The organism is Corynebacterium pseudodiphtheriticum (assembly GCF_023509295.1).
In the GTDB taxonomy this organism is placed as follows: domain Bacteria; phylum Actinomycetota; class Actinomycetes; order Mycobacteriales; family Mycobacteriaceae; genus Corynebacterium; species Corynebacterium pseudodiphtheriticum.
The window spans coordinates 625,150-639,505 of the sequence record NZ_CP091864.1; the positions used below are offsets into that span (position 1 = coordinate 625,150).

Sequence of the window (14,356 nt, forward strand, 5' to 3'; positions counted from 1 at the left end):
GTTGCTCATTAACATCGGCCTAGGGCAATTTTTTGTTGCTGCGCGCGTAGAATAGCTCAGAGCAAAACCTATTCGTGATTTTAAAGGATGGCACACCTGTGTTTGGACTTTCTAAGCTTCTCCGGGCTGGTGAAGGCAAGACCGTCAAACGCCTGAAGAAAATCGCCCAAGACGTCATGGCCCTCGAAGACGAGTACGCCGCACTGTCTGACGAGGCACTGAAGGACAAAACGGGCGAATTCCGCAAACGGCTAGCCGACGGCGAAGACCTCAACGACATCATGCTGGAAGCATTCGCGGTGGCCCGCGAAGCCTCCTGGCGCGTATTGGACCAGAAGCACTTCCTAGTGCAAATCATGGGCGGCGCCGCCCTGCACTTCGGCAACGTCGCAGAAATGCGCACCGGTGAAGGTAAAACCCTCACCTCCGTACTCCCGGCCTACCTCAACGCACTGGAAGGCAAGGGCGTCCACGTCGTTACGGTCAACGACTACCTGGCCAAACGTGACGCCGAAATGATGGGCCGTGTACACCGCTGGTTGGGCCTGGAAGTTGGCGTGATCCTTTCACAGATGCGCCCCGAAGAACGCCGCGAAGCCTATGCCGCCGATATCACTTACGGCACCAACAACGAGCTTGGCTTCGACTACTTGCGCGACAACATGGTGCGTCAGTTGAAAGATGCCGTGCAGCGCGGCCACAATTTCTGCATCGTCGACGAGGTGGACTCGATTCTTATCGACGAAGCCCGTACCCCGCTGATCATTTCCGGTCCCGTTGATGGCAGCTCCCAGTTCTATTCCGTTTTCGCCCAGCTGGCACCACGCATGCGCGAAGGCAAACACTACGAAGTCGACCACCGCAAGCGCACCATTGGTATCAGTGAAGATGGCGTCGAATACGTTGAAGACCAGCTGGGTATCGACAACCTCTACGCTCCAGAGCACGCGCAGCTGGTGTCGTTTTTGAATAACGCGCTGAAAGCCAAAGAGCTGTTTGTGCGCGACAAGGACTACATCGTCCGCGAGGGTGAAGTCATGATCGTCGACGGCTTCACCGGCCGTGTCTTGGCTGGCCGCCGTTTCAGTGAAGGCATGCACCAGGCGATCGAGGCGAAAGAAAACGTCGAGATCAAAAACGAAAACCAAACCTTGGCGACGGTCACACTGCAGAACTACTTCCGCCTGTACGACAAAATCTCCGGCATGACCGGTACCGCAGAGACTGAAGCCGCCGAGCTGAACTCGATTTATAAGCTGGACGTTGTTCCGATCCCGACGAACAAACCAAACCAGCGTGTGGACCACTCCGACCGCATCTACAAAACACAGGAAGCAAAGTTCTCCGCGGTGGTGGAAGACATCGCCGAACACGTCTCTGCCGGCCAACCCGTCCTGGTGGGTACTACCTCGGTGGAGCGCTCTGAATATTTGTCGCAGCTGCTCAAGCGCAAGAATATCGAGCACAACGTCCTGAATGCGAAGTACCACGAAGAAGAAGGCAATATCATTGCGCGTGCGGGCCTGCCGGGCAACGTCACCGTTGCGACGAACATGGCTGGCCGTGGTACCGACATCGTGCTGGGCGGTAACCCCGAGGTCATCCTCGATATGCGTCTGCGCCAGCGCGGCCTGGATCCTTTTGACGACGAAGAGGCCTACCAGGAAGCCTGGGACAACGAAATCGAAGACGAAAAGGCGAAAAGCAAACGCCGCGGCGACGAGGTCCGTGAATCCGGTGGCTTGTACGTGTTGGGTACCGAGCGCCACGAATCCCGTCGTATCGATAACCAGTTGCGGGGCCGTTCCGGCCGCCAGGGCGACCCTGGTGAAACCCGGTTCTACCTGTCCATGCGCGATGAGCTGATGGTGCGCTTCGTCGGCCAGTCCATGGAAAACATGATGAACCGCCTCAACGTGCCAGATGACGTTCCGATTGAGGCGAAGATGGTCTCGAACTCCATCAAGGGCGCGCAGGCGATGGTGGAAAACCAGAACTTCGAAATGCGCAAAAACGTTCTGAAATACGACGAGGTGCTCAACGAGCAGCGCAAGGTGGTTTACCAAACGCGTCACGAGATTCTGACCTCACAGGACATTTCTGCTCACGTGCGTAAAATGATCGACGACACCATTGGTGCGTATGTTTCCGGTGCCACTGCCGTCGGCTACGTCGAAGACTGGGATCTCGACGAGCTCTGGAACGCCCTGAACACCCTGTACGAGCCAACGATTAGCTGGCAGGAGCTGGTCGACGGCACCGAATACGGCTCCAAGGGCGAGCTCAGCGCAGAACAGCTCCGTGAAGCCGTGACCGCTGATGCGCAGAAGGAATACGATGAGCTAGAAAAAGCTGTCACCGAAATCGGTGGCGATGAGCAAATGCGTAACACCGAGCGCATGATCATCCTGCCGGTCATCGACCAGAAATGGCGTGAGCACCTCTACGAGATGGACTACCTCAAAGAGGGCATTGGCTTGCGAGCCATGGCTCAACGTGACCCGCTGGTGGAATACCAGAAAGAAGGCGGCGACATGTTCAATGCCATGAACGAGGCCATTAAGGAAGAAACCGTGCGCCAATTGTTCATGCTGCGCAAACGCTTTGCTCAGCAGGGCGAACAGCACACTGATCCCGGCACGCCCATCCAATCCGCCGGTGGTGGCGGTGCAACCAACAGCGTGATGGGCGGCTAAGAAGTCGTTACCATCATGGGCAGCTAAGAAGCCAGTACCCGAAGGCTTAACAACTGATCGTCGCCGCACACCGCGGTAAACCCGTAACGGCGACGCGTCGTGGTGTCCCCAATTAAGGCAGTACCAAATAGTTCCCAACCATCGGGCTGGGTAGACGATGGTCTGCTGTGTAAGGACTTAACAGCCACCGGGCCAGAAAGTTTGTTCTTTTGCTCAGCTCGTGCCCTGCGCTGCTGCGCGCCGATATGGATGCGCACCGCCGCACCGAAACGCATGCTACGTATTTGATGCGGCGGGCGTACCCCGCTTAAAATTTCCAAGGCAATTTGCAACAACGGTGCATACCGGTGCAAAACGTCGATAGTGGTACCGTCATTGTCTCCATTGTGCTCTGGCTCATCTGGAATATGCACTCGCAGGTGCGCATAGCCCGGTATCGCAGCGAGCATGCTTTCCCTCCCCGAAAAGATGTGAAACAGGTATGGTATCCAGTGTGCCTGGTCGACGACGACCTGTGTGGAAGTATCGGCAAAAAATGCCAGCACTGCCCGAATCCTAGGGCAAAACAACGAAATAACCTGGGCAAAAGGAAGAATATATGCGTGGATTAATCCTGGATTATTCCGGAGTTTTGGATGGCTCCGAAGAAGATCAGCGCCGCTGGCGCAACCTATTAGGCGCAGCCCGTGCAAACGGCGTTGCCACTGCAATTCTGTCTAATCACCCAGGAGGGCCAGAGGCAGAGGCTATTCGCGAATGGGAATACCGCGGCATCGTCGATGCTGTTCTATTGTCCGGTGAGATCGGCATGGAAAAACCAGAAATGGGCGCATTCCAACATGCTGCCGCTGCTATGGACCTACCTCTGAATGACTGCGTGATGGTCGATGACGGCATCGATAACGTGCGTGCCTCGGTCGGCTACGGCATGGTGGGGGTGCTGTATACCCAGTTCGACCGCTCCGGTGTAGAAGTACAGGCAATTTTCGATATCGACGGAGAATTCTAGATGCGCATCTACCTGCCTGCAACGTTTAGCTTGCTCAAGCAGTGCGCTGAGAAAGGCGAATTCCCGGCCCAAGGCGGTTGGGCGTTTGCCGTAACGGACGCATTGCGGGATTTTTTCGACTCCGGTGAAGAAGAAGAGATCGCGATGATCGCTTTCGATTCCGCCGCGGAAGCCTCCCTACGCTTGCTTACTACCGGCGACTCCGAACTCCCGCATCGCCGGGTGGTGATTTCTGCAGATGTCCCAGACTCGTCGTGTACACCGGACCCCGAGATGGGGGAACCAGTCGTCAAACTGGATCCCGCAACTATCGAGATTCGGGACTTCGCAGCCATCCATATGGATGTTGCAGATGCCGAAGAGGCGACCGCCAAAGCTATCGAGCTGATTGATGCGGCTGATTTGGGCGATGAAGATGCAGAGCTGGCAGTAGGCGATGCCCAAGATAATTTGATGGCGTATTACGACGCCCACGAACTCAACGCTTTGGTGCAGTTGAGTAATTAGCTTTCCCAGTCAACGTTACTGCGCAGCGCGGTAAGCAGTCTGCGTACCGCGTCACGGCGATTGCGAGTTGCTGTGAGATCTGGATCCTCCGCGTCGAGCTCGTCGAGGGCGCATTCCGGGTCCGCGGGAGGGCCGACATGCGAACAACCCCTGGGGCAATCTTCGGTGATTTCATTGAGATCATCGAAGACTTGCAATACTGTCTCGGCGTCGACATGCGCTAAACCGAATGAGCGGATTCCTGGTGTATCAATCAGCCAACCGCCAGGGGAGCTTTCGACGTCGGTAAGCGTTTCAGGCAGCCGCAATGCGACCGATTGTGTTGAGGTGTGCCGACCACGACCGATTGCAGAAACCGCACCGGTGGCGCGGTCAGCATTCGGCACCAAACGGTTGACCAAGGTGGATTTGCCGACGCCAGAGTGTCCAATCAGTGCTGTGCGATGGCCAGCTACTAAACGGGAAACTTCGTCAAGTCTGTCGGAGGTGCCGGCGCACACAACGGCGATATCTAAGCCAGCAAACTGGGCAGAAAAATCGGTGGGGTCAGCAAGATCCGTTTTGGTTAGACACAAAATTGGCCTGATATTGCCCACGAAAGCCGCGATCAAAGCTCGTTCGACAAACCCAGTGCGTGGTGGGGGATCTGCCACAGCAGTGACAATCAGCATCTGATCCGCATTAGCGACAACAATGCGCTCATAAGGGTCTGTGTCATCTGCGGTGCGGCGCAGCACAGAACTACGGTCTGAGAGTTTCACGATACGCGCGAGAGTATCTTTCTTCCCCGACGTATCGCCGACTACGCCGACACGGTCGCCGACCTCAATAGGGGTCCGACCCAACTCTCGTGCACGCATGCATACGACATCGGGGCCGTCGTCCAATGCTACGGTCCAACGGCCACGGTCTTTACCGATCACCATTCCGAAGACCGCATCCTTGTGCTTCGGCCGTTTTTTCGTCCGGGGTTTTGAACCTTTGCCCGGGCGAGTTTTCACGTCTGATTCGTCCCAATCACGCCGAGCCATCTAGGACACCATCGCTTCCCACATCGTGGAAAAACCCGGCAGCGTCTTCGCGGTCGTGGCAATATTTTCCACCTCGATGCCGGGGACGCGCAGGCCAATGATTGCACCGGCAGTAGCCATTCGATGATCGTGGTAAGAATGCCACTGACCTCCGTGCAAAGCCGAAGGCTCGATGTGTAAACCGTCGGCATGTTCTTCGCAGTTGCCGCCGATGCGATTAATTTCGGTAGCCAATGCGGCCAAACGATCAGTTTCGTGCCCGCGTAGATGAGCGATTCCGGACAAAGTCGACGGCGTCGTCGCCAGGGCCGCTAACGCCGCCACGGTGGGAGTGAGTTCACCGATATCACCCATATCCCGGTTGAGACCGAGCAGTTTTCCATCGGTAGGGCCGGTGACACGCAAATCCCCAGAGCTGTGCAGCTGCACTTCGCAACCCATTTCTTGCAAGATCGGGCGGATCTCATCGCCCGGTTGCGTCGTCCTTGCGGGCCATTGGGGGATGGTCACGGTGCCGCCGGTTACTGCTGCCGCAGCCAAGAACGGCGTGGCATTGGAAAGATCCGGTTCAATATCCCAGGTTCCGCCCCGGATGGGACCTGGATGTACGCGCCACTCATTATCGGCGACATCAACGCGCACCCCGGCATCGCGCAGCATTTCGACAGTCATGGTGATGTGCGGCATCGACGGCAAGGAATTGCCAATATGGCGCACGGTAATACCTTCGGCATAGCGGGCCCCAGAAAGTAACAACCCAGAAACAAATTGCGAGGACCCGGACGCGTCAATCTCGACGACGCCGCCAGCTGGCGTTCCCGAGCCTAGGATCCGAAACGGGAGATGTTCGCCGCTGACGGTGACCCCAAGTGCCCGCAGTCCGTCGAGTAGCGGACCAATGGGGCGCGCCCGGGCTTGCGCGTCGCCATCGACCTCCACTGGTCCAGCTGCCAGTGCCGCTAGCGGCGGCAAAAAACGCATGACAGTACCTGCTAGGCCACAATCGATGGTGGCGGGCTGCAGCGGTGCTGGCTCGACGGTGATGCGATCTGTTGATTCGGTGACGTTGACACCCATCGCGCGGAGTGCTTGTGCCATGAGCTGCGTGTCGCGTGAGTGCAGAGGCCGCAGAATTGTCGATGGGCGATCGGCTAAACTGGCTAGTACCAAGGCGCGATTGCTCAGGGATTTGGACCCCGGGATCGTTTGTACGTGTGAAACCGGAGAGGCGGCGTACGGGGCAGCCCAGAAATTGCTCATGGACGCCATGATAATAGAGACTGGACCGTCATCGGTGGCGCTGGACAGGAGTGCGCAGCGCCAGGTGGGTAGTGCAGGAAAGGACACGCGGATGAGAACTGAGCTCAGCGACGCACCGGCGCTAAAAACGGACCGTGCCGAACAGCCCGCAGCCGCTACGGCGCAACCAAGCGGCGACTTTGAAGAACTAGCGTTGCCATTATTGGATCAGCTCTACGGTGGGGCACTGAAAATGACTCGGAACCCACAGGATGCGGAAGATCTGGTGCAGGAAACTTACCTGAAAGGATTCCAGAATTTCGCCAAGTTCACCCCGGGCACAAACCTGAAAGCTTGGCTGTACCGGATCATGACCAATACCTATATCAATGGGTATCGGAAAAAACAGCGTCAACCGGTGCATACCAGTGCCGACGAGCTGACCGACGGGCAGTTGTATACCAGCTCTGGGCATGATCCCACCGGTTTGGTATCTGCAGAAGTGGAAGCGCTGGCGATGATGCCGGACACCACGATTGCTGCGGCATTGAACGATCTTTCTGAGGACTACCGACGCGTGGTTTATTACTCTGATGTCGTCGGGCTGGCGTATAAAGAAATAGCGGAAGTGCTGGAGATTCCGCTTGGGACGGTGATGAGCCGGCTGAATCGGGGAAGAAAAAAGCTACGCGAGGCGTTAAAGGAAGTGGCGGCCGAACATGGAATCGCAGCCGCACAAGAGGCAGTGGAAAACTCTGCAGGGGACAAACCGGCGGTGTCCAAGGCCTCTGGGCCACAAACGGCAGACGCAGCGAAAAATGCAGCGAACAGCAAAGAAGGTGAGCGCTGATGCAACAGTGGAACACGCACAACAGTGTAGGGGCTAACGATGCAGCAGCTAGTGATGAGAATGCTCAGTGGACAGCAACGAATCGACAAGCAGCTCGGCAGGCAGAAAGTTATGCCCCGTGTGGGTGCAGCCCAGAACGAGTGAACTATTTAGTGGGGTTGCTCATCGACGGTGCAGAAAACGGTGCGCTCAACTCGACGGAACTGCAGGACGTACGGGCTGAACTCGCCACATGTGAGCTGTGCTATCAGCGTTTAGAACAGGAAGAGCGTTTTCGTGCGATGCTCAACCGCTGTTGCAACGCGGTGGAGGAAAACGCAGAAACCGCAGCGCCGCGGAGTCTACGAGAGCGCATCATCGTGTCTATTCGAACCGAGCGGACCACGACGGTACGTATGAGTCAGCGCACCATCGGCGACGGCCGAGCCGGGTGATTGAAACCGATAATGTTCAGGGTTTGTTGGCGCTTGGATTGTCAGGGCCTGGATCGTTGGCGTCTGGAGCAGCGAAGCTCTGCGATGGCTCTGATGCGCTGAGTTAAGAGGAGGGGGAGGTAGGGCAAGGAAAAAGGCAGCTCCCACAGTGTGCAGGTGCTGCCTTTTTCTGTATGTCTTCACATACTATCCGCCATTTGGACGTTTACCGCGGTTAGCGGATTTTTTCCGGCGGTCTTTACGCTTACGACCACGCTTGCTCATTGTGATCACTCCTTTAGCAATAGGAACGGTTAACAGAAACTATACTAGCGAACCCTGTTCGCACTATAGACAACCGCACATATGAATTGTGGTTGTTGCGGAAAAAGGGGAAGCGCGATAAATATTAGGCGTTCACGCGGGCGCGACGGCCACGGTTGCGCTTGCGCTTGAGGGCGCGACGTTCTTCTTCTGACATGCCACCCCAGACACCAGCATCTTGGCCAGTCTCCAGGGCCCACTGGAGACAGTCGTTAGTTACGGGGCAGCGGTTGCACACCAGCTTCGCCTTTGCCACTTGGGTCAATGCTGGGCCCGAGTTGCCGACTGGAAAAAAGAGTTCTGGATCTTCATTGCGGCAGATTGCTTCGTGGCGCCAATCAGACATGCTGTGTGCTCCTTAGTGGTCGAGGTCAGGGAATAAATCGGAGAGGTGGATACCTCTGCGGTGCTACCGGCCGGGTTTTGTGCCAAAAACTCGCGCGGTGCGCGGTAGTTGGCCCGGAGTCTTCGGGATGTATCAGCGGTGCGTGCGCTTGCTCGTTGTGCGCGCTGCTGCTGATCCGGAATGGTGCCGGTTAGCGGCCTATGTTGTCGCTATGAAGGAATGATTACATGAATAAAAGGTGAATGCTAGGGGTCTACCGTAAATAGTGAGTTAAATCATGCAGCGTGAATGTAATTTCCGAGAGGAATGTTAGCGGTTCTTTTTCGGCAAATCCTTTATCTATCGCTAGCTTGCTGCAGTCGGTAGAATACTGCACGTGAATGCCCGATCCGAAAATTCTGCGATGCCAGAAAAACCAGAATCCGCAGCAAACAACCCTGCAGAAAAAGAAAAACCTTTGCAGCCACCAGCAACGATCAAATTTGCGTCGCTGATTGCCGTGGTGCAGTCGGTGATTGCGCTGATTTTTGCGGGGGTGCTGATTTGGCGCGAGATCATCAATGCAGAAAACAACAGCATCGCATCAGATGCTGCCACTGCGAACTGGATTGGGGCTGGCACCGCCGGTTTCATTGCCATTATCTTCGGCACGATAGTGGCAGCGGCGCTCTCGCAATATCGTGGTAAGCGCTGGGGGCGCGGTCCAATCGTGTTGTTACAGGTGATTCTGGCTGCGTCATCGTTTCAGATGATGTCGGGTGGGGCAGTGTTTTTCGGCATCTTCATCTTGGCTTCGGCTGTGATCGCTTTGTTGATGATCTTTCACCCGCAGTCGAATGCTTGGATGGAACTGCATTACGCACCACGTCGCCGAGACTAATACCGCCGAGGCTAATACTGCCGAAGCGAGACCGCAGGTGCCTAATGGTAGGGGCTGAGTGGCGACTGCCGAGTGCCGGTACCGAGTGGTAGGGACTGAGGGATAGGGCATTAGATCGGTAGGGGTGGGGATCCCGCTGCGAAATTAGCGCAGAACCACCAACTCAGTTCCGCGCTTTTCGACGATATGCTCGCCAGCAACCGCAAGCGAGACAGGGCCACGGTAATCGCCGCGGTCTAATGGGATGGTGCGTTCAATTTCTCCGTTGTTCCAGTTAACAACGCTGATCCCAAATTCTGTTGGCACTAGCGCTTTGCCTTCTACCGCAACTCCGGTGCCTAGTGCCGCTTCAATAATATGCTCGACCGCTAGTTCATTTGGGGTGAAAAAATACAGTCGGTGGCCATCGAACCAGGTCATGTGGTGTGGCAGATCTGCGGTCGTCGGCACGGTGAAGTTTCCCAAATCTGCTGCTTCGGCTACACGACGCTGGCTCGTGCGGGTCCCGTCGGTATTAAAAGACATCAGTTCTGGTTGCTCGCCGGGGAGATAGACGGCTGCAGCATCTTGTCCTATAGCAACGACATGCGCGCCTGGGTGGTCTAAGCCAATACTGGAATTGACCTCTGGCACTCGCGAATCCTCCGGCGTGGCTTCCTGCAGCCGTAACACGCTGTGTTGGGGGTCGTCGGGACAGTGTTCGACGACTGCAAGCAATTCTGTACGAGTTAAGGCTGATTGGATGGAACAATTTGCATTTGGTTGGCTGTTTGGTTCTTGTGGGGCTTCCACGGAACCGTATTCCACCGTGCGAACCAAATCCGAGCGCCACAGTTCTACGCGTTGTGCAGAGACTATCCCGACTCGATCATTGGACTGGACCCCACCGACAACATCTGGTGCTACGGCCGAGCGGGTGGCATCGTATTGTCCGGTAGCAGCATCCAAAGCAACGACATCGCCGCACCCAGCAGCAGTACGGTAGGTGAGCACGACACTATCCCATGCACTACCGATGCTGCAGAGTGGATACTCGCGGGAATATTCCCAATGTGGCGTCGCTTCTGTATGGGGTTTTTGCTCGCCGGGCGCAGTAGTTTGGGCAATTTCGGCGCCCCTAGTAGCGCTAGATTGCGGCCCGTCGGTCAGAGATTCCGGGGCATAAGCACGCACCCGGTGCATGCCATCGTGTTCGTCGTATGTGATGAGTAATCCCGCTGCCACTATTGGTGGTTGTGCCGGGCTAGTCGCGGGATCTGCACCAGGAAACTGCTCCGAGTGCAGTCGGCCAATTTCGGTAAATTCTTTCGGGATCTCGCTGCGTGGTTCCGGAGCGGCGTAGGCCTGTTCGGCGAGAAGTAACTCGCTGTTGCGGATCGATGCACCGGAATACACGATTGACACGGCAAGCACCGCGATGGTGGCAATGGCCGCCATGACCGTGAGATCTGTGCGTGTGCGCCGTAGTGGTGCCGAAAATGGCACTGGACCTGTGCGTGTATCGATGGTTGGTTTTGGGGCCATGTTCTCTCGCCTTGTTACTAGCGCTTCGGCTTCTGCCGCGGGCCGCGAGAGTCACCGGTGCGCTTTTTCCGGTGCCTATCCGGATCCACGCCAATGACCTGGGTGGCTGGACCCACGCGGTTGCTGATGTCGGAGGGTAGGCCGAACGCGTCGGCAAGTTCAGTGGAGGTAGAAAACCATTCCGGTGGGGTTGGCTGGCCTAACGCTAGTTCGTCGTTAATCACGCGCCATTTGGATATTTCTTCCAAGCCGACCAGAGTAACTGCGGTGCCGGTCTTTCCCGCGCGCCCGGTACGGCCAATGCGGTGGACAAACGTCATGGCGTCGTCGGGAAGATGATAATTAATTACGTGGGTTATCGAATCAATATCGATTCCGCGAGCGGCAACGTCGGTAGCCACTAAAACGTCGACGCTATGCGCGCGTAAGGCAGCTAAGGCTTTTTCACGTTGCGCCTGGTTAAGATCACCGTGTACTGCAGCAACCCGGAAACCCAGCTCGGACAAATCATTTGCCAGGAAGGCAGCCGATCGCTTCGTGCGGGTGAACACCACCGCTTGTTCCCGGCCCGGACTTTGCAGGATCCGAGAAATCACCGCGAGCTTATCCAACTGGTGGGCTTGGAAAACCACCTGTCGGGTGCTTGTATGGGTAGTGCTTGCCGACGGATCTTCAGCATGAATATGGATCGGCTTGTGCTGGAATTTCCGAGTTAATGCCTTGATTTGGCCAGGCATGGTGGCAGAAAACAGCATAGTGTGCACCCGTCGTACGGGGGTTTCAGCTGGCGCCTTCGGCTGTAAGGCCTGGAAAATTCGCTCAATATCCGGCAAAAATCCTAAATCTAGCATCTCGTCGGCTTCGTCAAGCACACAGATTGCTACGCGATCCAGCTGCAGATAACCCCGTTGATACAGGTCAAGCACACGCCCTGGTGTGCCGACGACTACATCAACGCCGTTTTCTATTTGTTCGACTTGTTTTTCGATCGATGCCCCACCGTAAATCGTCAATGTTCGTACTGGCGTGTAGCGGCTGGCGCGGGACAGATCCTCGCCGACCTGACTTGCCAGCTCGCGTGTTGGGACGATCACCAGTGCACGGGGAGTGCCGTCGAGTTCGGGGATGTCTGCGTCATCGAAGACGCGGTCGAGCAGTGGGATACCAAAACCTAGGGTCTTGCCCATGCCGGTGCGAGCTTGCCCAATCAGATCTTTGCCGTCGAGTGCGAGGGGCAAGCTGAGTTCCTGAATAGCGAAGGTGTGGTGGATGCCGTCGTCGGCAAGCGCCTCGCAGATTTCCGCTGCCACGCCTAATTCTGCAAACGTTGGCGTGGCGGGCGGGGTAGATACATTGCGGGAAGACACACCTTGATACTAACCGTTGCGGCTAGTCCGGCATAGAAACCGCACCGATACAGAATTTTGAGAACTTGACTAGAATATGGGATATGAATATCAAAATTGGTCTTATTGAATCTCCACGTGAGCTAGTTATCAACTCTGAACTGTCGCATGACGAGGCCGTGAAACTCGTCAAGGATGTACTGGGCAAAGCTGATGATGTCGTTGAGCTTGCGGACGCGAAAGGTCGCAAGTACCTGGTGCGTACCAACGCAATCGCTTATGTGGAAGTTGGTAGCAGTGAGCAGCCAATTGTCGGTTTCGGCGGCGCCTAAGCCTGGGCGTCGAATTTTTCTCGCCGGGCCCTAGGAAAGCTGAGGAACTTGAGGAAGCTAAGGAATTGGGCGCTGCAGTTCAGGCAGAACCCAAGGACCCGGGATAGGCTCCGATAGCGAATTATGAAAAACCAGGTAGTGCAATTTGTCGAGAATTATGGCTGGCGGCGCGCGGTGGTTATTCCCGTGCTGCTGGTCTTAACCGCTGCTGTGCTCGTGCAAATCGCCAGTAGCGACAGTAGCGATTCTGCTCAGTCTGGCGGTGCACATGCGGATTCGTCCGCGGAACACCATCGTGGTGGCAGTGCTCATGACAGGCACGGTGGACACGATGACCCGGAAAGTGAACTCGGGTTAGGACCTGATCCGGGTTCGGCAGCGCGAGCGGAGCTGGGATTACGCGATTTGCCTGCGGGGGGCATTTATTCCGCCAATGGTATGGGTGAATTCCGTGCTATTGGGACCCCAGGGATGGAAGCCGGACTGGGAACCGAAAAGACGATTCGCTATACGGTGGAAGTAGAAAAAGGTCTGGACACCGTACCCTATGGCGGTGATGATGCCGTTGCGCGTTTGGTTGATGCAACATTGTCTGATCCGCGTGGGTGGACTTACGATCCAGCCTTTAAATTTGTTCATGTTGGTGCAGAGGAAAATCCTGATACCCGGATTTTATTGGCTTCGGTGACTACCACCGCTGATATGTGTGGGGTAGACCTGGAATTAGAAACCTCGTGCCATACGACGATCACGGGTGGTTCCACGGTACTGCTCAACGAGTCGCGCTGGGTTCGTGGGGCTACTCCTTTTCAAGGTGATCTGGGTGCTTACCGCCAGTATTTGATCAATCACGAAGTCGGGCATGCGATCGGCTATCCGCACCACCAGGCTTGCACAGGCGAGGGGAATCTTGCGCCGGTGATGATGCAGCAAACGATCAGCCTGCAAAATTCTGAACTTTTTCAGCTGAATCCGGATGAGGTTTATCCGGATAATCCTGATACGTGCCGGCCAAACCCATGGCCGTACCCACGCCCGCTTCCTAATGGCGCGGCACTCCATGCCCTGCACGAACCGGAGAAAGAGGCCTAAATACAGCCATGCCAGTGCCACCTAATCACGTTTGCGAAGCATTTCAGACTCCGAAAGAAGTCCCAGCTCCGTTGGGGCATGCTTGGGATAACGGAACAAAAATTGGGGACATGGCGCTTTCGCAAGCCACCCCGACTGCATTGTGGTCGGCCAAGGTGCGAGCCGGTTTATCTGTGGAGGGAGCGCGCATTGCTCGGCCGATTTTGTCTACTGATGGGCGCTACACAGTGGCTGGCTGGAAAGCTAGTGCCTGGAGCCAAGGAGACCTGGCGCGGCGGGTTGACGAAACTGCATTGTTAGCACTGAAGTTGGCCGATAGTTTGGCTTCTGTGCCTGCACCAACCGCGCAGCGGGATGATGTTTTTGCTCGCGCCGAAGCAGCCGCATGGCAAGAAACTGGGGAAGCCTATCGGAGCCTGGCTCCGGATACTGAGCTCTGCGTCGGGCATGCTGATTTATTGGCCTCTACGATTTTCCATCACCTCTTGCCACCGACCATTGTGGATCTCGTGCCGACGGCAGCGCTTCGTCCGCGGGGCTATACCTGTGCACTGGTGATTGTTGACGGCATGATTGCCGGAGCGGTTGATGATTCTATTTGTGATCGCTTTGCGCATATTCGCGACATAGAGCAATTGCTTTTGCGTGCGGTGGCTTATCGTCGACACGTGAATAACCTGCACCCTGAGGCGAAAGCAAACACACGTTCACATATTAACCGGGTGGAAGACCTTCTCGTGTCACGGGCGTATGCCATGCTGTAGTAC

Annotated in this window: 16 protein-coding genes; 9 read left to right on the forward strand and 7 right to left on the reverse strand. The window is 56.1% G+C overall.

Annotation, left to right across the window (positions count from 1 at the left end):
- The first annotated feature begins 98 nt into the window (after positions 1-98).
- Positions 99-2,696 carry a preprotein translocase subunit SecA gene (gene secA, locus L9H78_RS02795; protein WP_249620424.1) on the forward strand — a complete coding sequence of 866 codons (2,598 nt, stop codon included), beginning with the start codon at positions 99-101 and terminating at the stop codon, positions 2,694-2,696.
- Positions 2,697-2,719: 23 nt separating this feature from the next.
- Here secA and L9H78_RS02800 read toward each other — a convergent pair whose 3' ends face one another.
- Positions 2,720-3,241: a hypothetical protein gene (locus tag L9H78_RS02800; RefSeq protein ID WP_249620425.1), complete on the reverse strand. Its 522-nt coding sequence runs from the start codon at positions 3,239-3,241 to the stop codon at positions 2,720-2,722.
- 53 nt (positions 3,242-3,294) lie between these two features.
- Between L9H78_RS02800 and L9H78_RS02805 the strand changes: the two genes are divergently transcribed.
- Together L9H78_RS02805 and L9H78_RS02810 are read left to right on the forward strand one after the other, a co-directional pair.
- Positions 3,295-3,705, forward strand: coding sequence for an HAD family hydrolase (locus tag L9H78_RS02805; RefSeq protein WP_023018248.1), 411 nt, complete (start codon positions 3,295-3,297; stop codon positions 3,703-3,705).
- Positions 3,706-4,212 carry a DUF6912 family protein gene (locus tag L9H78_RS02810; RefSeq protein WP_021353662.1) on the forward strand — a complete coding sequence of 169 codons (507 nt, stop codon included), beginning with the start codon at positions 3,706-3,708 and terminating at the stop codon, positions 4,210-4,212.
- On the opposite strand, the gene rsgA is transcribed toward L9H78_RS02810, so the two are convergent.
- On the reverse strand, positions 4,209-5,243 hold the full coding sequence (gene rsgA, locus L9H78_RS02815; RefSeq protein ID WP_249620426.1) for a ribosome small subunit-dependent GTPase A: 1,035 nt from the start codon (positions 5,241-5,243) through the stop codon (positions 4,209-4,211). The genes L9H78_RS02810 and rsgA overlap by 4 nt on opposite strands.
- A complete protein-coding gene (gene aroA, locus L9H78_RS02820) occupies positions 5,244-6,503 on the reverse strand; it encodes a 3-phosphoshikimate 1-carboxyvinyltransferase (RefSeq protein WP_249620427.1) in 1,260 nt (419 codons plus the stop codon).
- A gap of 91 nt (positions 6,504-6,594) precedes the next feature.
- Between aroA and L9H78_RS02825 the strand changes: the two genes are divergently transcribed.
- Both L9H78_RS02825 and L9H78_RS02830 read left to right on the forward strand, forming a co-directional pair.
- Entirely contained in the window at positions 6,595-7,332 is a 738-nt protein-coding gene (locus L9H78_RS02825; RefSeq protein WP_249620428.1) for a sigma-70 family RNA polymerase sigma factor, read from the forward strand.
- Positions 7,332-7,766: a hypothetical protein gene (locus tag L9H78_RS02830; protein ID WP_249620429.1), complete on the forward strand. Its 435-nt coding sequence runs from the start codon at positions 7,332-7,334 to the stop codon at positions 7,764-7,766. Before L9H78_RS02825 ends, L9H78_RS02830 begins: the two co-directional genes overlap by 1 nt.
- 186 nt (positions 7,767-7,952) lie before the next feature.
- On the opposite strand, the gene L9H78_RS10635 is transcribed toward L9H78_RS02830, so the two are convergent.
- Together L9H78_RS10635 and L9H78_RS02835 are read right to left on the reverse strand one after the other, a co-directional pair.
- Positions 7,953-8,030 (reverse strand): 50S ribosomal protein bL37, encoded by a 78-nt coding sequence (locus L9H78_RS10635; RefSeq protein WP_369707185.1) that lies wholly within the window; start codon positions 8,028-8,030, stop codon positions 7,953-7,955.
- A 124-nt stretch (positions 8,031-8,154) separates the two neighbouring features.
- The gene (locus L9H78_RS02835) at positions 8,155-8,415 is read right to left on the reverse strand and encodes a WhiB family transcriptional regulator (RefSeq protein ID WP_021353668.1); all 261 of its coding nucleotides are present in this window, start codon (positions 8,413-8,415) and stop codon (positions 8,155-8,157) included.
- Positions 8,416-8,791: 376 nt separating this feature from the next.
- Between L9H78_RS02835 and L9H78_RS02840 the strand changes: the two genes are divergently transcribed.
- Positions 8,792-9,295 (forward strand): hypothetical protein, encoded by a 504-nt coding sequence (locus L9H78_RS02840; RefSeq protein WP_249620430.1) that lies wholly within the window; start codon positions 8,792-8,794, stop codon positions 9,293-9,295.
- Between the two features lie 144 nt (positions 9,296-9,439).
- On the opposite strand, the gene L9H78_RS02845 is transcribed toward L9H78_RS02840, so the two are convergent.
- Entirely contained in the window at positions 9,440-10,819 is a 1,380-nt protein-coding gene (locus L9H78_RS02845; protein ID WP_249620431.1) for an Rv3212 family protein, read from the reverse strand.
- A 17-nt stretch (positions 10,820-10,836) separates the two neighbouring features.
- On the reverse strand, positions 10,837-12,186 hold the full coding sequence (locus L9H78_RS02850; RefSeq protein ID WP_249620432.1) for a DEAD/DEAH box helicase: 1,350 nt from the start codon (positions 12,184-12,186) through the stop codon (positions 10,837-10,839).
- Between the two features lie 83 nt (positions 12,187-12,269).
- Here L9H78_RS02850 and L9H78_RS02855 point away from each other — a divergent pair, with 83 nt between their 5' ends.
- The 3 genes from L9H78_RS02855 to L9H78_RS02865 all read left to right on the forward strand — a co-directional run bounded on the left by L9H78_RS02855 (position 12,270) and on the right by L9H78_RS02865 (position 14,353).
- Positions 12,270-12,497 carry a DUF3107 domain-containing protein gene (locus L9H78_RS02855; protein WP_021353672.1) on the forward strand — a complete coding sequence of 76 codons (228 nt, stop codon included), beginning with the start codon at positions 12,270-12,272 and terminating at the stop codon, positions 12,495-12,497.
- A 123-nt stretch (positions 12,498-12,620) separates the two neighbouring features.
- Entirely contained in the window at positions 12,621-13,589 is a 969-nt protein-coding gene (locus L9H78_RS02860; protein ID WP_249618402.1) for a DUF3152 domain-containing protein, read from the forward strand.
- 8 nt (positions 13,590-13,597) lie between these two features.
- The gene (locus L9H78_RS02865) at positions 13,598-14,353 is read left to right on the forward strand and encodes a hypothetical protein (RefSeq protein ID WP_430622700.1); all 756 of its coding nucleotides are present in this window, start codon (positions 13,598-13,600) and stop codon (positions 14,351-14,353) included.
- Positions 14,354-14,356: the final 3 nt, after the last annotated feature.